Genomic DNA, 21,366 nt, shown 5'->3' with positions numbered 1-21,366 from the left:
GGATCGCTGGTCAGGAACACGGCGGTGCCGGACACCAGCTGCGGCTTCTTCTTCAACAGATTGCCGGCGAGGAAATCGAGCGGGATTTCGTTGCGCCGGGTCTTGTCGAACAGATAGCGGCTGCCGCGTATCCAGGTGGTCATGATCAGCCCCATGAGGCAGGCAACGGATATTGACACCCATCCGCCTTCCACGATCTTGACGACATTCGCCAGGAAGAAACCCATGTCGATGGTGCCGAACAGCAGCGCCAATGCCAGGGCGAGCCCAAGCTGCCATTTCCACAAATTGCGCATGACAACGAACAGCAGAATGGTTGTCATCAGCATCTCGCCGGTTACCGAAATTCCGTAAGCGGAAGCCAGCGAACTCGAGCTGCCGAAGCCGACAACCAGCAGCATCACTCCCAGGGCGATGAGCAGGTTGACGCGCGGCATATAAATCTGGCCGCTCTGCATTTCGGACGTGTGCTGCACCTCGATGCGGGGCAGCAGGTTGAGTTGCACTGCCTGACGTGCCAGCGAAAAAGCACCCGAGATCACCGCCTGACTGGCGATCACGGTGGCGGCCGTTGCCAAGCCGACCATTGGCATCAGCGCCCAATCCGGCAACATCTCGAAGAATGGATTGGTCGGCCTGCCGCCATTCGCCAATACAAAGGCGCCCTGGCCGAAGTAGTTGAGCAGCAGGCAAGGAAACACCACGGAAAACCACGCGAGCACGATCGGCTTGCGCCCGAAATGTCCAAGGTCGACATAAAGCGCCTCGGCCCCCGTTACCGCCAGGAACACTGCACCAACGGTCACGAAAGCGGCGGTCGGCGTGCCGGCTAAGTAGGCGATCGCATAGTACGGGTTGATCGCCAACAGCACCGAAGGATCATCCATCAGGTGGTAGAGCCCGGAAACGCCGATGGCCAGGAACCATAGCGCCGTCACCGGCCCGAATACTGCCGCCACCTTCCCCGTGCCGAAGCGCTGCACGGAGAACAGAAATGCCAGGATGACCAAGGTGATCGGAACGACATAGGCCTCCAGCGTCGGTGTCACCACTTCCAGGCCCTCAACTGCCGACAGCACGGAAATGGCCGGAGTTATGATAGCGTCTCCGAAAAAAAGCGACGCCCCGCAAAGTCCGATGCCGAGGATAAGCTTGGCGCCTTTTGGATAGGCGCTGCGCGCCAGCGCCATCAGGGACAGCGTGCCGCCCTCGCCCTTGTTGTCGGCGCGAAGCACGAAAGCGACGTATTTTATGGTGACGATAATCGTCAGCGCCCAGACGATCAGCGACAGCACGCCCAGGACATCTATGCGCGTGTCGGTACCAGGCGAAGCGTGAAGCGCCTCGCGGAAGGCATAGATCGGGCTGGTGCCGATATCGCCATAGACGACGCCAAGCGCGCCCAGCATCAGAACTTTGGTGCTGTGCTGTTCAGTGTGGGAGTGGTTCGGTTGTTCGACGGGTTCAGCCTCGCTGACCGATGCTGGAAAGAGCCATCGACTACTCCCCGATATCGTGCGGTGCGCCTTGCTTGCTGTCATGCGATATCACCTTCGACACGAGCCTTCCACCGCTACCAACCGCAAGCCTTCAGAAACCGCCCCACCGTGCCGGCCATGCCATACTCCAACGCATCGGCTGTCAACCCGTGTCCGATAGACACTTCGGCCAATGCCGGAATGCGCTTTGCCAATGCCGGAAGGTTGTTCACCACCAGATCGTGCCCGGCATTGACCTGGAGCCCGGCGGCGAGTGCGGCATCCGCGGTTTTTCCCAATCTTCCCAGCTCCTTCCGCGCCTTGGCGGAATCGGAATGGTAGCTGCCGTAGGGCCCGGTATAGAGCTCGATGCGGTCGGCGCCGGTGTCGCGCGCGGCATTGACGCCGGTGGGATCCGGATCGGAAAACAGCGACACGCGGAAGCCCCCTTTTTTCAGACGCTTGACGATCGGGTTAAGGAACGCCGCCTCGGCGGCAAAGTTCCAGCCATGGTCCGATGTCGCCTGCGCCGGATCGTCGGGCACGAGCGTCACCTGCTCCGGCTGATGCCTTTCCACAAGCGCCAGAAAATCCTCGGTCGGGTAGCCCTCGATGTTGAATTCCGCCTTGGGAAACTCGTCGTCGATCAGCGCCCGGATCTCCGGCAGGTCGGAATGCCTGGTGTGGCGCTCGTCGGGCCGCGGATGAACCGTCAGCCCGTGCGCGCCGGCCGCCAACGCCAGGCGGCCGAGCCCGGTGACGCTGGGCCACGGCAGGTTGCGGCGGTTGCGCAGCATGGCGATGGCGTTGAGATTGACCGAGAGTTTCGCGGGCATGGTGTGAGGTCCGGCTGTTTGTGCAGCGCATCTATACTGCCTTTGATGGGAACAGACAGGGGCTTTCGGGTGTTCCAGTGATGACATCTGCTCGCAAGGGGGAACCCAGCCAATGAATTTTCTCCAATCCGTGCCCGCGATCCGCCGCCTCGAAACCGACCGTGAGGACCTTTTCGCCATTGACGTCGTCGGCCATGTATCGGCAGCCGACGGCGAAAATCTGTTCGGATTGCTGGAGGCTGCCTACGCGCTGCACCCGAGGATCGACGTCTTGGTGCGGCTGGTCGACCATGAGGGCGTCGACTGGATCGATATGGACGACGAGACGCTGAAACAAGGTACGGTTCATGCGCTAGAGCATATCGCCCGGTGCGCGACGATCGGTGAGCCCGACTGGATAGCGGATGCGCGGAACTTCCTTCCGGCTTCGCCACCCATCGAGTTCAGGCACTTCGCGGCCGAGGACGAAGCGGATGCCTGGCAATGGCTGGGTGCGACGCCACTCAGCCCTGCTGCGCCGGCTGCTACCTGACGCCGGCTATCTAACGCCAGCTATCCAACGCCAGTTATCTAACAATCGTCAGCCGCTCTGCCGCCCGCGTGATGGCGGTATAAAGCCAGCGCTGGCGGGTTTCCTTGAACGCCCAGCTCTCGTCGAACAGCACGACGTCGTTCCACTGCGAACCCTGCGCCTTGTGCACGGTCAGCGCGTAGCCATAGTCGAAATCGTCAAAGCGCTTCTTCTGCTGCCAGGGGATATCGGCGTCCGGATCCTCGAAAGCCGACTTGAGCAGCTTGATCTTGGCGACGCCGCGGTCGGGATCGTCCTCCTCGGGCGAGACCAGAAGGTTGATGCCCGGCTTCACCGTCTCGCGCGACGAGGTCATCACCTTCCACAGCGAACCGTTGAGCAGGCCCTTGGCGGGGTCGTTGCGCAGGCAGACCAGCTTGTCTCCGGCCTGCGGATAGTCGGCATTGAAACCCTTCAGCTCGCGCAGGCGCTGATTGTAGCGGCGGCGTGTTCGGTTGGTGCCGACCAACACCTGGTCCGCCTTCAGCACCAACTCCTGGGTGACGTCCTCCTTGCCGATGACCTGCGCGCTGCCGTAGTCGCCGCGCATGAACTCGCGGCCCTCGCGCACGTCGAGCGCCAGCTGGATGATCGGATTGTCGCGCGCCTGGCGGTGGATTTCGGTCAAGAGCACATCCGGCTCATGCTCGGTGAAAAAGCCGCCGCCCGAGATCGGCGGTAGCTGCGCCGGATCGCCAAGCACCAGGATCGGCGTGCCAAAACTCAGAAGGTCGCGGCCAAGCTGCTCGTCGACCATCGAGCATTCGTCGATGACCACCAGCTTCGCCCGTGAAATAGGGCTTTGGCGATTGAGCGAGAAGGTCGGCGACATCGAGGTCTTGCCGGTCACCTCGTCCGACACCGATTCCTCGCCCTTCGGCCGGTAGATCAACGAATGGATGGTGCGGGCATTGACCGCGCCCTTGGAACGCAGCACCTGCGCCGCCTTGCCGGTGAAGGCGGCGAACTGCACCTGCCCGTCGACATGCTCGGCAAAATAGCGCGCCAGCGTGGTCTTGCCGGTGCCGGCATAGCCGAACAGCCGGAAGACCTGCGGCCGGCCCTCTTTCAGCCAGCGCGCCACCGCCTTCAACGCCTCATCCTGTTGGGGAGAGAATTCCATCGATTCGACAGACCGGATTCGCGAGAGAAAGACAAGCTTGGTGCCAACCACCGCTTAAAACGATGGGATTGCCTCACCTTCAACGGGACAAACTAGCAGGCGCAAATGCGAACGTAAAGTGAACATGCAAGCGGATAACGAACGATTTGAATTCAGGCATTTGAACCTAGATCGGGCAATGCCACTATCACGGACATGATCGAGATGCAGATCGGCGCAGACACCTATAAGCGAGGATATTGATGAGGTCGTTCGCAGACAGGCTGATCGGAAAGTCGATAAAGAAGATCGAAATCGGCGAACCTGGTTATGGCATCGTTGTCTCCTTGTCGGATGACGCAGGGTTCGCGATATATACCGAGGTCACGGCCTGTCTGAGTGACGAAAATGCCAGAACCATAGAACGTGTTACCATCAGCGACGAGCAAGTGATCCTCCACTTGGGTGACAACGACTTCGTCGCCATTTCCAAAAACCGTGGCCGCTTCGCCGTCGTTGAGGCGTTTGTCTATGGGGACGACGAAGGCATGGTCGTCGAAAATTAGTTGCATCGGCCGCCAGATTTCAAACACCAACCACAGGCGGACTATATGTTCGCGCCGCCGCCGCTACCTCTGGTCGGCCCGGGATCGTTCTCCAACAAAATCGGCTTGCCGTGCGGGGTTGCATGCGCGGCGCGTTCCCAGGCGGCGGCGAGCGTGTCGACATCGTTTTTGCCGGCGACGCCCTTGGTCGCCAGCAGCGTTTCCAGCGCTGCCAGCCAGTGCTCGTAATAGTCGTGGCCGTCGCTTGCGGCGCCCGGCTTCTTCACTTGCGCCGACAGCGCATCGGCCCATTCGCTCCACGAAAACAGGCCCTTGTCATGCAGCGCCACCGTGATGGCGAAGGCTTCGGCCTGCCAGGGTTCGGCGAATACCGGTTCGTCCAGACCCGCCGGCAGTGCACCTTCAGGCCGGCTCAAGATAGCTCTCCCAGGCGTCGATGGAGACGGTCAGCGTCGGGTCGGCGCCCTCGCCCCAGATTTCCGAGCCATCGAAGACCACGGTATAGACCCATTGCGGGTTTTCACCGTTGCCATGTGCGTTGCTGTCGGGGAACACAAAACCGTCACGCACGGCCTCGATAACTCCGTGCTTGCCGCGCGCATAACGCGGCAGCCTCGTGTGGGCGGTGGGATTGAAATTCCTTGTCCGCACCGGGTCGCCGGCCTTGAAGCGCGGCGCCGTCTCGACCGGCCGGTCGCAGGGACTGCCCTTGGCCAGCACCGCCGGAACGTTTTCGGCCTTCAACACCCTTTTGGGCGTCGCCGCCGGATCGACCGCCCGACCTTCCGTCAGATCGCGCTCGCTGACGAAGCCATGGCGCTTCAGCAGCACCTCGAGCGCTTTGATCCATATCTGGTAGTAGCTTGAGGAATAATAGACGGCCGGATGCAGCGATTCCCTGGCGTGCCGGCTCTCGTCGATGTTCCACGCGCCCATGGCGCCGGCAGACAGCGTCACGCCGAGCGCCCGCCTCTCCCAATCCGCATGAAAATACGGTTCGTCCTTTTCGGGCGCGACCGGCCCGAAACCCATCTGCCCACCGAGATCCTGCGGCCCGTTCATGCCGGTTCTCTCGCCACCGCCGTGCCGATCATCGCATCGCGGCTCACCAGTTCGGCGAGCTGGTCCTCACTCCAGCCTTCGGTACCGCCAGGCCGCATCGGCACCACGAGATAGCGCAGTTCGGCAGTCGAATCCCAGACGCGGATGTTTTTCTCCGCCGGCAAGGTCAGCCCGAACTCTTCGAGCACGCCGCGGGGATCGATCACCGCCCGCGAGCGATAGGGCGGCGCCTTGTACCAGACCGGCGGCAGCCCAAGTACCGACCACGGATAGCAGGAGCACAGCGTGCAGACGACGAGGTTGTGCGTCTCGTCCGTGTTGAACACCGCCTGCATGTGCTCGCCCTGGCGGCCGCTATAGCTCAGCGACGCGATCGCTTCCGTCGCGTCGCGCTTCAGCCACTCGGCAAAGGCCGGATCGCTCCAGGCTTTCGCCACCACCCTGGCGCCGTTGCGCGGCCCGATCTTGGTCTCGTAGGTGTCGACGATGACGTCGATCGCCGCCGGATCGATCAGGCCTTTTTCGGTGAGGATAGTTTCCAGCGCGCGCACGCGCGCCGCAAACGAGTCGAGTTCGTTGTCGTGGTCATGATCATGGGACATGACCTCAGATTAGGATCGGCGGCACGCGGCCGCAAGCATGACAGCTTGGGCCACGGGCTATCGCCTATTCGGCGGCGGCCTTTTGCGGTTCGAGGAGCCGATCCTCCGGGCCGAACAGCGAAGCCTGCTCGCCGCTCTCGACCGCATGCAGCTCCGGCCTGTTCTTTTTCGAAGAGAAGAAGCTCATCAGCCAGCCGGAGAAATTCTCGAAATAGACATAGATGACAGGGGTGACGAACAGCGTCAGCGCCTGGGAAGCGAGCAGCCCGCCGACGACCGCGACACCGAGCGGTTGGCGCAGCTCAGCACTGGCGCCGGTGCCGAGCGCGATCGGGAACGTGCCCATCAGCGCCGCCAACGTCGTCATCATGATCGGCCTGAAACGCATCAGGCACGCCTTGTGTATGGACTCCTTGGCCGACATGCCTTCTCGTCGCAGCTCCAGCGCGACGTCGACCATCATGATGCCGTTCTTCTTGACGATGCCGATCAACATCAGGATGCCGATCACCGCGATCACCGACAGGTCCATGCCGGCAAAGCGCAGCGCGACCACGGCGCCCAGCACCGCCGAAGGCAGGCCGGTCAGAATGGTCAGCGGATGGATAAAGCTCTCATAGAGGATGCCGAGTACGATATAGATGGTCAGAATGGCGCCGCCGATCAGCAGGCCCTGATTGGCCAGCGAATCCTGGAAGGTCTTGGCGGTGCCGGCGAAACTGGTCGAGATCGCCGGCGGCATGCCGATCTGCTCTTTCAGCGCATTGATGCGGGTCACGCTGTCGCCCAGCGCCACGCCTTGCGGCAGATTGTAGGAGATGGTCACCGCCGGCAGCTGGCCAAGCTGGTTGACGGTCAGCGCGCCGGCGGTGCGGTCGACGCGGGCAAAGGCGCCGAGCGGCACCAGGCTGCCGCTTGCCGTGCGCACCTGGATGGCCAGCATGCGTTCCGGCGACCACTCGATCTTGGGATCGAGCTCCATGATGACTTCGTAGCTGTCGGCCGAGCCAAAGATCGTCGAGACCTGCTCCGTGCCGAAGCCGCCATAGAGACTGGAGCGCAGCGTGTCGGTGTCGATGCCGAGCGACGCCGCCTTGTCGCGATCGACCACCAGCGTCGCCTGCAATGAATTGTTCTGCAGATCGCTGGTGACGTCGGTGAAATTCGCATGATCGGCCGCCATCGCATCGTTGAGCTTTTGCGCCCATGTGTCGGTCAGGCCGGTATCGAGGCCCTGAACGACGAGCTGGTAGGCGCTGGCGGAAGAACGCGCGCCAAGCCGCAGGTTCTGCACCGGCTGCATATAGGCATCGATCCCCGGCACAGTGGCCAGTTGCCGCCGCAGATCCGACAGCACCTTGTCGATGTCGGGGCGCTGGCTCTTGTCCTTCAGCTGCACATAGAGCTGGCCCTGGTTCAGCGCATTGTTGCCGCCGCCGGCTGACCAGGCGACATGCGAGACATAGGGCGAATGCGAGAAGACGCTTGCCGCCTGGTTCTGCAGCTTGACCATGGCGTCGTAGGAGATGTCCTGGCGGGCGATCGTCGTCACCGAGATCTGGCCGATATCCTCTTGTGGGAAGAAGCCTTTCGGCGAGACTTCGATCAGCCACACCGACCCTGCCGCCGTGCCGACAAATACGAGGAACACCAGGAAAGTGTGGCGCAGGCAGAATGTCAGAAGCCGATCATAGCCGCGGGTGACGAAGTCCTGCTTGTGGCCGGGGGCGTGCTTGTCGCGATCGGCCTTGGTCACCGACAGCAGCCTTGAGCACAGCATCGGCGTCAGCGTCAGCGAGACGAACATCGAGGCAAGGATCGCGACCGTCACCACGACGGCGAATTCGTTGAAGATGCGGCCGATGACGCCACCCATCAAAAGCACGGGGATGAACACCGCCACCAGCGAGATCGAGATCGAGATGATGGTGAAGCCGATTTCGCGCGCGCCCTTCAGCGAGGCATCGAAAGCCGACAGCCCATCCTCCTCCATGTGTCGAAAAATGTTTTCCAGCATGACGATGGCGTCGTCGACGACGAGGCCGACTGCGAGCGTCAGGCCCATCAGCGAGATGTTGTCGATGGAAAAGCCGAACAGGAACATGGCGCCCAGCGTCGCGATCAGCGAAATCGGCACCGCCACGGCCGGAATGATGGTTGCGGTCACCCGGCGCAGGAAGACGAAGATCACCATCACCACCAAAGCGATGGTCAACAGCAGCGTGAACTGGACGTCGTCGACGGCCTGGCGGATCGAGGTCGAACGGTCGTTGAGCAGCTTGATGTCGGCGGCGGCCGGCATTTGGTCCTTGAACGACGGCAGCATCGCCTTGACCTTGTCGACGACGTCGACCGTGTTGGCGTCGGGCTGGCGCTGCACCGCCAGGATGATGGCGCGCGTGCCGTCATACCAGCTTGCAGTCGTCGTGGTCTCGACCGAGTCGATGACGCGCGTCACCTCGCCCAGCCGCACCGGATGGCCGTTCTTGGTGGCGATGATGAGGTTGGAGAACCCGGCAGCATCGGTGAGCTGCGTATTGGCCGTGATGGTCAGCTGCTGCTTGTCGTTCTGCAAGACGCCGAGCGGCGTGTTGGAGTTGGCCGACGCGATTGCCGTCTGCAGCTGGTCGATCGAAATGCCGCGCGCCGCCAGCGCCGTCGGGTCGATCTGCACGCGCACCGCATATTTCTGCTGGCCGAAGATCGACACCTGCGCCACGCCGTCGATGGTCGACAGCGAGGGCGAGATGACGTTTTCGGCGAAGGCGTCGAGGTCGGTGAGCGGAACCGTGTCGCTGACCAGCGACATCAGAAGGATCGGCGCGTCGGCCGGATTGACCTTGCGATAGCTCGGCGGCGCTGTCATCTCGGGCGGCAGTTGCCGCTGCGTGCGTGCGATCGCCGCCTGCACGTCGGCGGCCGCCGCGTCGATATCCCGGTTGAGCACGAACTGGATGGCAATGGACGTGCGTCCCAGCGAATTGCTGGTCGAGATGGAATCGATGCCGGCAATGGTGGCGAACTGCTTGATCAGCGGCGTCGCCACCGAAGTGGCCATGGTTTCGGGTGACGCGCCGGCCAGGTTGGCCGAGACATTGACGACCGGGAATTCGGCGCTCGGCAGCGCCGCCACCGGCAGGAACTTGTAGGCAAACAGCCCGCCCAGCACGAGGGCGAACGACATCAGCAGCGTCGCGACAGGCCTTCTTATGCAGAATTCTGAGATCATTGGGCAGCTCCGCCGGCTTTGTCGGCTTCCGCCACCTTAGGCGCTGCCTGACGGCCGGCAGTTGCCTTGCCTTCATGCACGCTGGCGCCGTCCTTCAGCCTGGTTTGGCCCTCGACGACAACCTTCTCGCCCGACTTGACGCCCTCGCTGATGGCGCTGTTTTCGCCTTCGGTCAGCGCCACCTGCACCGGCCGCATCTCGACCGTGTTGTCCGGCTTGACGACATAGACGAACGGCCCCTTCTGGCTGGGCTGGATCGCGACCGTCGGGATGGATGTCATCTGCGGCATGATGCCGGCGTCGAGCACGACATTCACATACTGGCCGGGCCACAGTGAAAGATCGGCATTGGGAATGCTCGCCCGTGTCGCGATCGTACCGGACGCGGTGTCGACGCTGGAATCGACGAAGTCGAGAGTGCCCTTGCCGATCGGCATCGGATCGCCATCCTTGGTCAGCGTCACCGCGCCTTGCTGCGGGTTGGCCAGCGCCTTGTGCAGCAGCGCCAGGTTGCTCTCCGGCAGGTTGAAGTTGACTTGCAGCGGATCCATCTCGGTGATCGTCACCAGCGGCGTGGCCGTGCTCGAGTTGCCGTTGCTCAAGGTAACCAGGTCACCGACCGAAACGTTGACCGCGCCCAGCCGGCCGGCAATCGGCGCCTTGATGCTGGCAAAGCCGAGCTGGACATTGTCGGCGTCGATCGTCGCCTTGTCGGCATCGACCGTCGCCGCGGCAGCCTTTTGCGCCGCCACCGCCTGGTCGTAGGTCTGCTGCGTGCCGGCCTGCTTGGCGACGAGATCCTTGGCGCGCTGGAGGTCGGAGCCCGAACTGGTTAGCAGGGCCTGGTCCTTGGCGAGCGTCGCCTGATCCTTGGCAAGCTGCGCCTTGAGCGCCCTGTCGTCGAGCGAGAACAGCAGGTCGCCGGCCTTCACCATCTGGCCGTCCTTGACGTCGATCGATACGATCTGGCTGGACACGCGGGCGTTGATGTTGACCACGGCCGGCGAAGACACGAAGCCGATGGCGTAACGGCGGATCGGAAAATCGGCCATTGTCGCGGTGGCCGAGACGATCGAGGCCGAACGGGCGGCATTACCGCCGGCGCCGGATTTGCCCCCAGCCTTGTCGGCCGAAGCCTTGTCCGATCCAGCCGGCTTGTCCGTTGCTGCCGCCTGCCTGGCGCCCGGCAGCATCTGCCGCAGACTGCTCATTGCCGCCGGCGAAAAATAGACCCATGCCGCGGCGACACAGGCCGCTGCCACCACCACCGCCAGAACGACTTTTCCGCGCATCGACTGAAAGCCCTATGATCCGACACGCCGAACCCGGTGGTCTCATTCTACCCAATCACGGCGTCTTGCCGCGATCTAGCCGAAGTAGATAGGACGCACATTTGTCGGAAAAGGGCCAAAACACGGCATTACGAAGATTTAATGTGCACTGCACAATGACTATGCAGCCGGCTCAGCAGTCGGAAAACCAGCCAGGATGCGGTTGAGATCTCAGGCGGGATGCGTCTACTTCAGCATCGGCCAGAGCGTCGCCCCCAAGAGCACACCCATGGCGATGTTGAACCATTTCAGCCTCACCGGATCCGACAGGAACCCGCGCAGCGCCGTGCCGAAACCGGCCCACACCGAGACGCTCGGCAGGTTGACGACGGTGAAGGCGATCGCGATCAGCGCCACCGACAGGAACGGGTGGTCCGGATTGGAGTAGACGGCCATGGCGGTGATCGCCATCACCCAGGCTTTCGCATTGACCCACTGGAATGCGGCTGCCTCGATGAAGCGCATCGGCCGTGCCTCCGTCTCACCCTTGCTGGACAGCGAGCGCGACATGGCGATCTTCCAGGCGAGATAGAGCAGATAGGCAGCGCCGGCGATCTTCAATCCGGTGTGCAAGGCCGGAAACGCCGTCAGCACCGCGCCCAGGCCGAAGCCGACGGCAAGCAACAGCACCAAGAAACCCATGCTGATGCCCAGCATATGCGGAATGGTTCTGACGAGGCCGAAATTCACGCCCGACGCCAAGAGCATGAGGTTGTTCGGCCCCGGCGTGATCGAGGTCACGAAGGCGTAGACCAAAAGGGCAAGGAAAGCGTCGAGGGTCATGACGGCTCACAAAGGTCAGCAATGCTGACTTAAATCGACAGGGCGCTGGACGCAACCTCATTCCATTGGTCCAAAGCGCTTCGCCGTGATCCGTCTATCCGAGCCAGCCACGCCGGCACAGTCTCCCTGCCGTGGGGCCGCGCCGACAACAGGCTGGGAGCGGCGGCCGCCTCCTGACGGCAAGCCACACGCCGCAGGCCTTTGCGCCTCGGCGTGTTCCCGGGAAGCTTCACGCCATGCGCGAGGCCGAGGGCAGCCAGGATGCGGATGAAGAGCCAGCCGAGATCGATCTGCCCGCGTTCCAGGCCGAGCTTTGCGGATTCGGGAAACGCATGGTGATTGCCGTGGAAACTCTCGCCAAAGGTCACCAGGCCGAAACGCGGCAGGTTGTAGCCCTGCACGGCAACGCCATCGACGCGCCAGCCCTGCTGCCCGCTGCGATGTGCGAAATGCCCGACCAGCCAATGCCCGGTCAGCGACACGGAGATACGCACCGCAATACCCCAGACCACCCAGCTCCACCCGCCGAGCAGCAAGAAAAGGATCGCCCACGGCAGTTGCTGCAGCATCCAGGTCCGCTCGACGAATTTGTAGAAGCGGTCGTTTCTGATCGACGGCTCGATGACGAAGTCAGGCGGATTGCGCAACGCCACGGCGCAATGCATTTGCCAGAAAGCGTCGGTGAAGAAAGGCCGGCGGTGGGCGTGCAGCTCGTGACAAGCCGTCTGGCGCTGCGCCCAGTCTCGTATGTCATGCGCATAGATCATGCCGAACGGACCGGCCATGCCGACGAGCGTGCCGAGATAGACCAGCGCGTGTTCGAGCCAGATGTGAACCTTGAAGAGCGATGGATGAGCAGGCGATGCATGCCGACCGAGTGTCCGGCGCAGATCGTCACCGCCGTCGTCGCTACGAACAGGGCGAAAGCGCTCCAGCTGAAGGTCAGCGGCCCGAACACCAACGCAATCAGCGTCATCGCACCGACCCAGATCGACTTGGCCGGCATCCAGACGACCTCGCCATCTTCGGCATCGCTCAAGGGCTGCGAGATCATTCTGCCTGTGGATATGGTCTTCATCGGTACCCCTCCTCTGCAGGAAACATTTCCGGACCAAGAGGCAGGCGGTGATCGAAGACAATGCAGCGGATGGCGACACGGCTATCGGGGCAAGCAGCGCCATACAGCGCGTGTTCGAGGCGCTGTCATCGCAGCCGAGGCGCAAGATCCTCGCCTATCTCGCCCACTCCTCGCTGACCGCGGGCGAGATCGCGGCGCGCTTCGACATGTCGAAGCCGTCGATCTCGCAGCATCTGAGCATCCTGGAGACGGCCGGCCTCATCGCCAGGGAGCGGCAGGGACAATTCATCCGCTACTCGCTGGTCCAGAACAATCTGGTTAACACGCTGAACGGCTTCGTCCAGGACGTCTGTCCGGTATCGCGCCCGATCAAAAGGGAGAGTAAGAATCTGGCGAGCGGCAAGGTCGATCCTAAGCCGGTAAAATAGTTGGACTGAGACTACATCCCCTGCGGGCCCCGGTTCATCGCCGCCACGCCGGTGCGGCAGATCTCGACCAGGCCGAGCGGCTTCATGATGGCGATGAACTGGTCGAGCTTCGAACCCTTGCCGGTAATCTCGAAGATGAAGTGCTCGGTGTTGGCGTCGATGACCGACGCGCGAAAAGCATCCGCCAGACGCAGCGCCTCGACGCGGGCTTCGCCAGTGCCGGCGACCTTGACCAGCGCCAACTCGCGTTCCAGCGGCCGCTCCTGGCCGAACTCGTGCGAGCGCACGGTGAGATCGACGACGCGGTGCACCGGCACGATGCGTTCGAGCTGGTGCTTGATCTGCTCCAGCACATGCGGCGTGCCGCGCGTCACGATGGTGATGCGTGACAGGTGCTTCTCGTGTTCGGTCTCGGAGACGGTGAGGCTCTCGATGTTATAACCGCGGCCGGAAAACAGGCCGATGACCCGGGCAAGCACGCCGGGCTCATTGTCGACCAGCACGGAGAGCGTGTGGTTCTCCGGCTTTTCCGTTTCCTTGGCGATGAAATAGGCGGAGCCGGTCGGTTGAAGCTGTGCGTTCATGACATGAATCTCGATTTCAGACTTTGAGCTAATTCTCTGTTTGCGCACGGCTTCTCGCGACAGCCCTGCCCCGGCTTGGACCTAGACCAGTTCCCTGCCCTTGGCGTCGATGGCGTTGGCCACGGCTTCGTCGGTCGCCTGGTCGGGCAGGAGCATTTCATTATGCGCCTTGCCCGACGGGATCATCGGGAAGCAGTTGGCGAGCGTCGCCACCCGGCAATCGAACAGCACCGGCTTCTTCACCGCGATCATCTCCTTGATCGCATCGTCCAACTCGTCCGGCTTCTCGCAACGAATGCCGTGGCCGCCATAGGCGTCAGCCAGCTTGACGAAGTCGGGCATCGCTTCGGTATAGGAATGCGACAGGCGGTTGCCGTGCAGCAGCTGCTGCCACTGACGCACCATGCCCATATACTGGTTGTTGAGGATGAAGATCTTGATCGGCGCATTGTGCTGCACCGCCGCGCTCATCTCCTGCATCGTCATCTGCACCGAGGCGTCGCCTGCGATGTCGATGACCAGCGCGTCCGGGTGCGCGATCTGCACGCCGAGCGCCGCCGGCAGGCCGTAGCCCATCGTGCCCAACCCGCCCGACGTCATCCAGCGGTTCGGCTTCTCGAAATGATAGTGCTGCGCCGCCCACATCTGGTGCTGGCCGACCTCGGTGGTGATGTAGGTGTCCATGTCCTTGGTCAGTTCGTAGAGCCGCTGGATGGCATATTGCGGCATGATCACATCGTGGTTCATCTTGAAGGCGAGCGAGTCACGCGCGCGCCATTTGGCTATCTGCTCCCACCAGGGATGGAGCGCCTTCTTGTCGGCCTTGGCGCTCGCCCGCCACAGCCGCACCATATCCTCCAGCACCCGGCCGACATCGCCGATGATGGGCACTTCCGTGTGCACGTTCTTGTTGATCGACGATGGATCGATGTCGATGTGGATCTTCTTCGAGTTGGGCGAGAAGGCGGTCAGCCGTCCGGTGATGCGGTCGTCGAAGCGCGCGCCGATGCAGATCATCACGTCGCAATCATGCATCGCCATATTGGCTTCATAAGTGCCGTGCATGCCCAGCATGCCCATCCAGTTCTTGCCCGATGCCGGATAGGCGCCGAGGCCCATCAGCGTCGAGGTGATCGGGAAGCCGGTGAGGTCGACCAGTTCGCGCAGCAGATGGCTGGCCTCCGGACCGGAGTTGATGACGCCGCCGCCCGAATAGATGATCGGCTTCTTGGCGCTGGCCATCAGTTCGACGGCGGCCTTGATCTTTTCCAGGTCGCCCTGGACCTTCGGCTGATAGCTGGTGCGCGGCGCCGCCTGCGGCGGCACATAGATGCCTTTGGCGAACTGCACATCCTTCGGAATGTCGACCACCACCGGGCCGGGGCGGCCGGTCGTCGCGACATGGAAGGCCTCATGGATGGTGGCGGCCAATTCGTTGACGTCCTTCACCAGCCAGTTGTGCTTGGTGCAGGGGCGCGTGATGCCGACCGTGTCGCACTCCTGGAACGCGTCGGAGCCGATCAGCGAAGTCGGCACCTGCCCGGTCAGGCAGACCAGCGGGATCGAATCCATCAGCGCATCCTGCAGCGGCGTCACCGCATTGGTGGCGCCAGGGCCGGAGGTCACCAGCATGACGCCGGCCTTGCCGGTCGAGCGGGCATAGCCTTCGGCCGCATGTCCTGCGCCTTGCTCGTGGCGGACGAGGATGTGCTCGACCTCGTCCTGCTGGAAGATTTCGTCATAGATCGGAAGCACCGCGCCGCCGGGATAACCGAAGACATGCTTGACGCCGTTGTCCTTCAGCGCCTGCACCACCATTTCGGCGCCAGTCATTTCCCTGTTTGGCATTTCGCGCCGTTCGTTCTGTCCGTTGCTCATCGGTCTGGTCCCGTACTTCTAGCCATGAGGCGATTGCTGGTCGTTTAGTCGTGTTTCTGGCAATAAAAAAGGCCCCCGATGGGAGCCTGTGTGTTGCGCATGGGAGGTTTTCGCCCGGCGGTTACACCGCCTTGCCCACGCGCTTTCCTACGAGAATGAGTGCCTTTTTCATCGTGGCGGACACTACGAGGGTGAAAGGCAAGGTGTCAACGGGAAAAACGCGCGATGCGAAAGACAAAGCAAGTGGCCCGCCGCCTCTGGTCGGCGGGCCACCGCGGCGCATACGATACCCCTCAATCGCACCGCGCCGGGAACAAGAGCCACTGCCGTGTCACGTCAGGATCAGCACGATCTTGTACGTATCCGGGTCGACGATGACGATGCGCCCGTCGGCCAGCACGAAGTACTCATAGGATTCGTAGGCCGGGACGATCTTGACAATGCGCGCCGGCAGACGGTGCAGGCGCACTTTGTGCCGCGGCACCTCGATGCCGACCGAAATGTCGAAGTCGACGTTCTTCACCGGCTCAACCCTGGTCTCGTGGATGATCTGCGTGACCTGCGTCTTCTGCTCGACGGTCACGTTGTTGATCGAGGCCGTATTGCCCTGGTCCGTCTGAACGTTTGTGTTGCCCTGAGCGTTCTGCTCGGTGGTGGTCCCGGCCTTGCCCTGGGCCTGCTGATCCGTGCTGGTGCCGGTCTGGCCCTGAGCGTTCTGCTCGGTGCTGGTCCCGGCTTTGCCCTGAGCCTGCTTCTCGGTGCTGGTGCCGGTCTGGCCCTGAGCGTTCTGCTCGGTGCTGGTCCCGGCCTTGCCTTGGGCCTGTTCATCCGTCTTGAGCTTGGCCTTGCCCTGAGCCTGCTTCTCGGTGCTGGTGCCGGTCTGGCCCTGAGCATTCTGCTCGGTGCTGGTCCCGGCCTTGCCTTGGGCCTGTTCATCGGTCTTGAGCTTGGCCTTGCCCTGAGCCTGCTGATCGGTCGTGGCGCCGGCCTGACCCTGAGCATTCTGCTCGGTACTGGTCCCGGCCTTGCCCTGTGCCTGTTCACCCGTCTTGAGCTTGGCTTTGCCCTGAGCCTGCTGATCGGTCGTGGCGCCAGCCTGGCCCTGTGCATTCTGATCGGTCTGTGACTTCATCTTGCCTTGCGCCTGTTCTCCGGCCTTGCCGCCCTTCTGGCAATCGGCCGCGCCGGCGGCGCAGTTGTCGCCACCGCTCGGCTGCACGGCCTGGGTCTGGGCGATCGCGGCGCCGCACCCGACGCCAAGCGCAATCATGCCTGTGATCAACACATGTTTCATCTGCTTTCTCCTTAAAGAGTCGGTCCCTCAGCCTAGCCAACTCTGCCAAAAATACTTTGTTCCACATTTTGTGAATAAATCGGGCTTCTAAGAAGACCAATGAATGTTGGCAGTAATTTTGCAACAATCACCTACAAATTGCATCAAACAATTAATGCAACGCAACATTTTGTTTTTTCCTGAGCTTGCGATCCCATAGCGATGACACCAGCCTCACAAGCTTAGAAGTACTCCCGTCGTCATGACCAGGATGGCTACCCCGAAAACAGGCAAGAGCAACCATCGTGCCTGATGGACGCTGTTGTCCATTAACGCCTCCCACAAGTGCTGATCTCAACGATGCCGAGAACCCTGTGTTCCGCCCTGAGGAGGCTCTAGGACCTCTACAGCCTGGCACCAGACTTTGGTCCCTCCCCCTATCGTCCATTGGCCCGATGACGCCCGGACCGAAGCCCCACACGGGAACGCAGCCGCGAAAAGCCCGTTCGGCTTGCGGTGTGCATCAACCTCACCAACACCACCGTATCGGAATCGAGCTCGCGCAAGATGCATGAGCGTTGCTCGCATGAAGGAGAGAATCATGACGACCATGTACCAGTCGACCGCAATTGCCGGATTCTTGCTGCTCGCGAGCGCGGGCGTAGTTGCTGCTCAAGACGTCATCATCGCGCCGGAGCAGGAAACGGTTGTGCGCGAATACGTGAAAAAGCAGCCCCTTGCGTCGGTGAAGATTCCAGGTGTCGAATTGAACGTGGGGACCGCCATTCCCGACACGGTGGAACTGCATGAAGTGCCGAGCGTCAAGTATCGCTACGTTGTGGTCGACGGGCGAACCGTGCTGGTCGACCCCGGCACGCGGAAGATCGTCAAGATCATACAGTAACGCTGATCCCACCGCCGTTCCCCGCGGGTGGCGGTGGGATCATGCCCTGAAATTGCGGTTTCCCCGGCAATTCAACCTAGCGCTTGCTCGCACCATCGACCGTTCTAGTTGTAGGATGGCTTAGGATTTTGGCACGGCCAAAGCTCGCGGGGTCGGTTGAGACGTGCGCTACATTGATAGTCTCTATCAAAACTGGAACAGGCTATCGTTGGCTTGGCAGTTCATCATAGTCGGAAGCATTGGGCTGCTGTCGCTGATGCTGGTCGTCGGCCTATGGGTCACCTCGCAAATACGAGATGGAGTGATCCGCAACTCTGCAAGCACGACCGCGCTTTACGTCGACAGTGTCATCGCGCCAATCCTGCCGGATATGCGCAAAAGCCAGCAGCTCAGCGACACCGTTAAACGGGCACTCGATGAAACCCTGGACCAGGGTGCTCTCGGAAAAAAACTGGCGTCGTTCGTGCTTTGGCGGCGTGATGGCAAGGTGCTGTACGCCAAAGACGCGGCTCTTATTGGCCAGACCTTCGAGCCAAATGCGAACTTGCTGCATGCGTTCGGCGGAAACGTGGTGGCGCAATTCAATGATCTGGACGAAAGTGAAAGGAAGGAACGGAAGAGCCCCACCGCCTCGCTGCTCGAGATCTACAATCCGGTTCGAGAGCCGTGGTCGGGCGATGTTGTGGCCGTTTCCGAGTTCTACGAGATAGCCGACGATCTTCAGGGCACTTTAAACTCGGCACTATGGTCGAGCTGGCTGCTCGTGGCTGGCGCGACCGCGGTCGCCTTGGCGATGCTCTCGGGAATCGTGCTTCGCGGCAGCAGCACTATCGAAACGCAGCGTTCAGCGCTTGAGACACAAGTGGCGGAGCTTCAGTTGCTTTTGGAGCAGAATTCCGCTTTGCGGGAGCGCGTCCAGCAGGCGTCGCGCCGAGCAACGGCAATCAACGAACGTTACTTGCGTCGCATCGGGTCTGATTTGCATGACGGTCCAGCTCAGCTCGTCGCACTGGCTGCGCTGCGCATGGACAGCCCTCTGCTGCTCGATCCCGCCGCATCCCCAAGCCACCGCAAGACCGAGATCGCCGATATCCATCATACGTTGGATGAGGCGATGCGGGAGATCCGCGCCATCTGCACCGGCCTCGTGCTGCCACAGATCGAAGCTTCGACAGTCGCGGAGATATTGCGGCTTGCGGTTGCCGAACATGAACGCCGTACAGCCTCTTCCGTATCGCTTTCACTGCCATCTCGCCTGCCCGACCTGGGGACCTCCGAGAAAATAAGCATCTTTCGCTTCGCGCAGGAGGGGCTGAACAATGCCTGGCGACACGGTCTGGGCAAGGGGCAGGCTGTCAAGGCGAGAGTGACGCAGGGCAAGCTCCTCATTCAAGTGCTTGATCACGGCCCTGGATTCCAGTCGGGATCGTGTGAAGGACTTGGACTCGCCGGTATGAGGGAACGTATCGAAAGTATCGGAGGTCACTTCGAGACCTTTTCGAGCCCCAGGGGGACCCGGCTGACCATAACGCTCAACATCGAGGACCAGAAATGACCGCTCCCATAAGGATTGCCATTGTTGATGATCATCCGCTGTTTCGCGAGGGTGTGGCTCGCAGCCTCGCCGAAATCGGCGGCTTCGAAGTCGTTGGTGCGGGCGAAACCGCGACGGATGCCGAACAGCTTGCGGCCTTGGCAAATCCCGACATATTGCTGCTCGACATCAGTTTGCCGGGAGGGGGTCTGGCCGCAGCGGAAAATATTCTTGCAACTCAGCCTGACTGCAAGATCGTCATGCTCACCGTCTCGGAGGCGAACGCCGATCTGGCAACGGCGCTCAGGCTGGGCGTACGCGGATATGTGCTGAAAGGGATTGGGGCGGCATCGCTGGCCGAGGTGCTGACTTATATAGCCGCAGGAAAAAAATATGTTTCGCCGACCCTGTCAGCGCAGCTTTTGAATGAACTGATCCGGCCGGAAAAGCGCACAACCGATCTCGTTGCCAATCTCTCGGGACGCGAGCTTGGGATAATCTCCTTGGTAGGCGAAGGACTGAGCAATAAAGAAGTCGCCAAACGTCTCAACCTGCAGGAGAAAACGGTAAAACACCACATGACTCGGATATTTCAAAAGCTAAAGGTGCGAAACCGCACCGAAGCAGCCATTCTTATGCACGCGCCCAAAACGGGTCTTGTATAGGGAGATCGGGGCTTGTCTGAAGGTCGGATGCTGGTTGGCGAACCAACAGTTACAGCCCTTTCAGACGAGCAATGTCGGAGGCCCTTACGGCGCGTTCGACAATTGTCCTTCCAAGCGGATCCTTCATAGTGAAGCGGCCGGCCTCGATGCTTTCGCTGAATCCATCGCGATGCACGACCTGGATTTTGGCGCCCTGTACCGTCACCGTGTCGCCAGCGGCATTGACTTGGCTACTGGGAGCTTGGCTACCGGGGGCGTTGTCGCCGGCACCATTTTTTCCCTTTCCGTTGGCGTTGCCATTCCCGGCGTTGCCGCCTGAGCCATTACCGTTACCACTACCGTTGCCACCACCGTTACCATTGCCATTGTTTCCGCTCTTGGCGCTGGCAGCGGCGAATTCGATCTTGTAGCCGTCGACATGGCTCAACCGCAGACCAAGCACCGGCATCGTCACCGCAACCGCCGCGAATACGCGCAAGCTAAAGTACGCCCAGCGACGCACGGATGAAAACAGGGGCTGCCTTTCTCCATTCATGCCACCATCTCATCATGATGTGTCACGGTATTCAAGAATGAACAGCCCAAAATTGCGGCTTACAAACGCTGAGGAAACTCTCCTTTCGTGCTTTCAGCTCGATTCTCAGACCTTCGTCTGAGTCAAATATACACCGAAGTCTGACCTACTGATCTTGGCCGCGCCGACGGATGTCGCAATAAAATCCGCGGTGACAAGGCTCGTCACCGGTAGGGATCGGCAGCGAGGCGCGAGCGCCTGCGGCACGCAGACGCTTGCGGCAGGTCTCCGGCATACGGTTAGCGCATGCTCGCCGTCGAAGCGGTAGCACATGCCGTTTCTTCCCCGGATTATGATCAGGCGCGATTGGCGAAGTCGCGGACAACCCGCTGCAGCAGCGGCATGTAGTCGCGAAATGCCCGGGTCTTCATGTTGGCGATCTTGCCGGCCTCGTCCCAGATGCGAACCCGCACCGCTTCCTCGTGGAACGGGTTCTTGCGGAACTCGGCCACCTCTTCGGCATTCATCGGCCCGCCTTGCAGCGACAGCGTGTGGACCGAGGCCTGCGACAGCCTGCCGAAATAGCTCGGGTCGGTGGCGCAAAGGTAGCGCTTGGCCGCGACATGCAGCCTGACGCATTCGACGATCACGGGTGGAAAGAACGGCGCCAGCACTTCGCCGCCGGCTTCGTCATGATGCTTGTCCTCGACATCGTCGGGCGAATAGGTGCCGAACTCGCTGGTGTAGTGGCCGATATCGTGCAGCAGTGCTGCCGCCACCAGCACATCGGGCGCGCCGTCCTTTTCGGCGAACCAGGCGCCCTGCAACATGTGCTCCGACATGGTGACGGGTTCGCCGAGATAGGATTCCGCCCCTCGGCGTTCGAAAATATCGGCGATGAATTCGACGATGTTGCTCGCGTTCAAATCCTGGCTGCTCATTTCCGCT

At 61.6% G+C, this 21,366-nt stretch carries 20 protein-coding genes and 1 pseudogene; 6 read left to right on the top strand and 15 right to left on the bottom strand.

Annotated features, from left to right (window positions below; all coding sequences use genetic code 11):
- Together NKI06_RS13315 and NKI06_RS13310 are read right to left on the bottom strand one after the other, a co-directional pair.
- Positions 1–1,541: potassium transporter Kup (locus tag NKI06_RS13315; RefSeq protein ID WP_502900590.1), on the bottom strand; the 1,541-nt coding region annotated here is incomplete at its 3' end.
- A 32-nt stretch (positions 1,542–1,573) separates the two neighbouring features.
- Positions 1,574–2,314, bottom strand: a complete 741-nt coding sequence (locus tag NKI06_RS13310) for a pyridoxine 5'-phosphate synthase (RefSeq protein WP_352985671.1) — start codon at positions 2,312–2,314, stop codon at positions 1,574–1,576.
- Positions 2,315–2,426: 112 nt separating this feature from the next.
- On the opposite strand from NKI06_RS13310, the gene NKI06_RS13305 reads away from it, so the two are divergent.
- Positions 2,427–2,846: a SpoIIAA family protein gene (locus NKI06_RS13305; RefSeq protein ID WP_023682069.1), complete on the top strand. Its 420-nt coding sequence runs from the start codon at positions 2,427–2,429 to the stop codon at positions 2,844–2,846.
- Between the two features lie 34 nt (positions 2,847–2,880).
- Here the strand turns inward: NKI06_RS13305 and NKI06_RS13300 are convergent, their stop codons facing one another.
- Complete coding sequence (locus NKI06_RS13300; RefSeq protein WP_023682070.1) at positions 2,881–4,008, bottom strand: ATP-dependent DNA helicase; 1,128 nt, start codon at positions 4,006–4,008, stop codon at positions 2,881–2,883.
- Positions 4,009–4,250: 242 nt separating this feature from the next.
- Between NKI06_RS13300 and NKI06_RS13295 the strand changes: the two genes are divergently transcribed.
- A complete protein-coding gene (locus NKI06_RS13295) occupies positions 4,251–4,553 on the top strand; it encodes a hypothetical protein (protein WP_023668360.1) in 303 nt (100 codons plus the stop codon).
- Positions 4,554–4,594: 41 nt separating this feature from the next.
- On the opposite strand, the gene NKI06_RS13290 is transcribed toward NKI06_RS13295, so the two are convergent.
- The 7 genes and pseudogenes from NKI06_RS13290 to NKI06_RS13260 all read right to left on the bottom strand — a co-directional run.
- Positions 4,595–4,969 (bottom strand): nitrile hydratase accessory protein, encoded by a 375-nt coding sequence (locus NKI06_RS13290; RefSeq protein ID WP_352985669.1) that lies wholly within the window; start codon positions 4,967–4,969, stop codon positions 4,595–4,597.
- Entirely contained in the window at positions 4,956–5,615 is a 660-nt protein-coding gene (nthB, locus tag NKI06_RS13285) for a nitrile hydratase subunit beta (protein ID WP_352985667.1), read from the bottom strand. The genes NKI06_RS13290 and nthB overlap by 14 nt, the downstream gene beginning before the upstream one ends.
- A complete protein-coding gene (gene nthA, locus NKI06_RS13280) occupies positions 5,612–6,217 on the bottom strand; it encodes a nitrile hydratase subunit alpha (RefSeq protein WP_352985664.1) in 606 nt (201 codons plus the stop codon). The genes nthB and nthA overlap by 4 nt, the downstream gene beginning before the upstream one ends.
- A gap of 64 nt (positions 6,218–6,281) precedes the next feature.
- Positions 6,282–9,446, bottom strand: coding sequence for an efflux RND transporter permease subunit (locus tag NKI06_RS13275; RefSeq protein WP_352985662.1), 3,165 nt, complete (start codon positions 9,444–9,446; stop codon positions 6,282–6,284).
- Complete coding sequence (locus NKI06_RS13270) at positions 9,443–10,738, bottom strand: efflux RND transporter periplasmic adaptor subunit (RefSeq protein ID WP_023668355.1); 1,296 nt, start codon at positions 10,736–10,738, stop codon at positions 9,443–9,445. Before NKI06_RS13270 ends, NKI06_RS13275 begins: the two co-directional genes overlap by 4 nt.
- 225 nt (positions 10,739–10,963) lie before the next feature.
- The gene (locus NKI06_RS13265) at positions 10,964–11,560 is read right to left on the bottom strand and encodes a LysE family translocator (protein WP_023735940.1); all 597 of its coding nucleotides are present in this window, start codon (positions 11,558–11,560) and stop codon (positions 10,964–10,966) included.
- 167 nt (positions 11,561–11,727) lie between these two features.
- Positions 11,728–12,638: pseudogene (locus NKI06_RS13260) on the bottom strand (acyl-CoA desaturase); the annotation flags it as partial.
- Between the two features lie 47 nt (positions 12,639–12,685).
- Between NKI06_RS13260 and NKI06_RS13255 the strand changes: the two are divergent.
- Positions 12,686–13,066 carry a metalloregulator ArsR/SmtB family transcription factor gene (locus tag NKI06_RS13255; RefSeq protein WP_023702997.1) on the top strand — a complete coding sequence of 127 codons (381 nt, stop codon included), beginning with the start codon at positions 12,686–12,688 and terminating at the stop codon, positions 13,064–13,066.
- An 11-nt stretch (positions 13,067–13,077) separates the two neighbouring features.
- Here the strand turns inward: NKI06_RS13255 and ilvN are convergent, their stop codons facing one another.
- From ilvN to NKI06_RS13240, 3 genes are all read right to left on the bottom strand, one after another.
- Positions 13,078–13,650 carry an acetolactate synthase small subunit gene (gene ilvN, locus NKI06_RS13250; protein ID WP_023668352.1) on the bottom strand — a complete coding sequence of 191 codons (573 nt, stop codon included), beginning with the start codon at positions 13,648–13,650 and terminating at the stop codon, positions 13,078–13,080.
- Between the two features lie 81 nt (positions 13,651–13,731).
- Positions 13,732–15,528, bottom strand: a complete 1,797-nt coding sequence (locus NKI06_RS13245) for an acetolactate synthase 3 large subunit (protein WP_352985659.1) — start codon at positions 15,526–15,528, stop codon at positions 13,732–13,734.
- Between the two features lie 331 nt (positions 15,529–15,859).
- On the bottom strand, positions 15,860–16,822 hold the full coding sequence (locus tag NKI06_RS13240; protein ID WP_352985657.1) for a DUF1236 domain-containing protein: 963 nt from the start codon (positions 16,820–16,822) through the stop codon (positions 15,860–15,862).
- Positions 16,823–17,402: 580 nt separating this feature from the next.
- Here NKI06_RS13240 and NKI06_RS13235 point away from each other — a divergent pair.
- From NKI06_RS13235 to NKI06_RS13225, 3 genes are all read left to right on the top strand, one after another.
- Positions 17,403–17,705 (top strand): DUF1236 domain-containing protein, encoded by a 303-nt coding sequence (locus tag NKI06_RS13235; protein ID WP_023731684.1) that lies wholly within the window; start codon positions 17,403–17,405, stop codon positions 17,703–17,705.
- 163 nt (positions 17,706–17,868) lie between these two features.
- Positions 17,869–19,260 carry a sensor histidine kinase gene (locus tag NKI06_RS13230; protein ID WP_352985655.1) on the top strand — a complete coding sequence of 464 codons (1,392 nt, stop codon included), beginning with the start codon at positions 17,869–17,871 and terminating at the stop codon, positions 19,258–19,260.
- Positions 19,257–19,904: a LuxR C-terminal-related transcriptional regulator gene (locus tag NKI06_RS13225; protein WP_023668347.1), complete on the top strand. Its 648-nt coding sequence runs from the start codon at positions 19,257–19,259 to the stop codon at positions 19,902–19,904. Before NKI06_RS13230 ends, NKI06_RS13225 begins: the two co-directional genes overlap by 4 nt.
- Before the next feature lie 49 nt (positions 19,905–19,953).
- Here NKI06_RS13225 and NKI06_RS13220 read toward each other — a convergent pair whose 3' ends face one another.
- Together NKI06_RS13220 and tmpB are read right to left on the bottom strand one after the other, a co-directional pair.
- The gene (locus tag NKI06_RS13220; RefSeq protein WP_156934591.1) at positions 19,954–20,439 is read right to left on the bottom strand and encodes a hypothetical protein; all 486 of its coding nucleotides are present in this window, start codon (positions 20,437–20,439) and stop codon (positions 19,954–19,956) included.
- Positions 20,440–20,774: 335 nt separating this feature from the next.
- The gene (gene tmpB / locus NKI06_RS13215; RefSeq protein ID WP_352985677.1) at positions 20,775–21,359 is read right to left on the bottom strand and encodes a (R)-1-hydroxy-2-trimethylaminoethylphosphonate oxygenase; all 585 of its coding nucleotides are present in this window, start codon (positions 21,357–21,359) and stop codon (positions 20,775–20,777) included.
- Between the last annotated feature and the right edge of the window lie 7 nt (positions 21,360–21,366).

This window comes from Mesorhizobium sp. M0772, assembly GCF_040320135.1.
Classification (GTDB): Bacteria; Pseudomonadota; Alphaproteobacteria; order Rhizobiales; family Rhizobiaceae; genus Mesorhizobium.
The sequence above is the reverse complement of the archived record's forward strand: the minus strand, read 5'-3'. Positions and strand labels throughout refer to the sequence as shown.

What these genes read in the sequence shown, in the direction of transcription:
- tmpB (WP_352985677.1), bottom strand. Translation starts at nt 21,359, where the DNA reads ATGAGCAGCCAGGATTTGAACGCGAGCAACATCGTCGAATTCATCGCC.
- NKI06_RS13220 (WP_156934591.1), bottom strand. Translation starts at nt 20,439, where the DNA reads ATGAATGGAGAAAGGCAGCCCCTGTTTTCATCCGTGCGTCGCTGGGCG.
- NKI06_RS13270 (WP_023668355.1), bottom strand. Translation starts at nt 10,738, where the DNA reads ATGCGCGGAAAAGTCGTTCTGGCGGTGGTGGTGGCAGCGGCCTGTGTC.
- NKI06_RS13305 (WP_023682069.1), top strand. Translation starts at nt 2,427, where the DNA reads ATGAATTTTCTCCAATCCGTGCCCGCGATCCGCCGCCTCGAAACCGAC.
- nthB (WP_352985667.1), bottom strand. Translation starts at nt 5,615, where the DNA reads ATGAACGGGCCGCAGGATCTCGGTGGGCAGATGGGTTTCGGGCCGGTC.
- NKI06_RS13295 (WP_023668360.1), top strand. Translation starts at nt 4,251, where the DNA reads ATGAGGTCGTTCGCAGACAGGCTGATCGGAAAGTCGATAAAGAAGATC.
- NKI06_RS13265 (WP_023735940.1), bottom strand. Translation starts at nt 11,560, where the DNA reads ATGACCCTCGACGCTTTCCTTGCCCTTTTGGTCTACGCCTTCGTGACC.
- NKI06_RS13235 (WP_023731684.1), top strand. Translation starts at nt 17,403, where the DNA reads ATGACGACCATGTACCAGTCGACCGCAATTGCCGGATTCTTGCTGCTC.
- NKI06_RS13225 (WP_023668347.1), top strand. Translation starts at nt 19,257, where the DNA reads ATGACCGCTCCCATAAGGATTGCCATTGTTGATGATCATCCGCTGTTT.
- NKI06_RS13240 (WP_352985657.1), bottom strand. Translation starts at nt 16,822, where the DNA reads ATGAAACATGTGTTGATCACAGGCATGATTGCGCTTGGCGTCGGGTGC.
- NKI06_RS13245 (WP_352985659.1), bottom strand. Translation starts at nt 15,528, where the DNA reads ATGAGCAACGGACAGAACGAACGGCGCGAAATGCCAAACAGGGAAATG.
- NKI06_RS13275 (WP_352985662.1), bottom strand. Translation starts at nt 9,446, where the DNA reads ATGATCTCAGAATTCTGCATAAGAAGGCCTGTCGCGACGCTGCTGATG.
- NKI06_RS13300 (WP_023682070.1), bottom strand. Translation starts at nt 4,008, where the DNA reads ATGGAATTCTCTCCCCAACAGGATGAGGCGTTGAAGGCGGTGGCGCGC.
- NKI06_RS13310 (WP_352985671.1), bottom strand. Translation starts at nt 2,314, where the DNA reads ATGCCCGCGAAACTCTCGGTCAATCTCAACGCCATCGCCATGCTGCGC.
- nthA (WP_352985664.1), bottom strand. Translation starts at nt 6,217, where the DNA reads ATGTCCCATGATCATGACCACGACAACGAACTCGACTCGTTTGCGGCG.
- ilvN (WP_023668352.1), bottom strand. Translation starts at nt 13,650, where the DNA reads ATGAACGCACAGCTTCAACCGACCGGCTCCGCCTATTTCATCGCCAAG.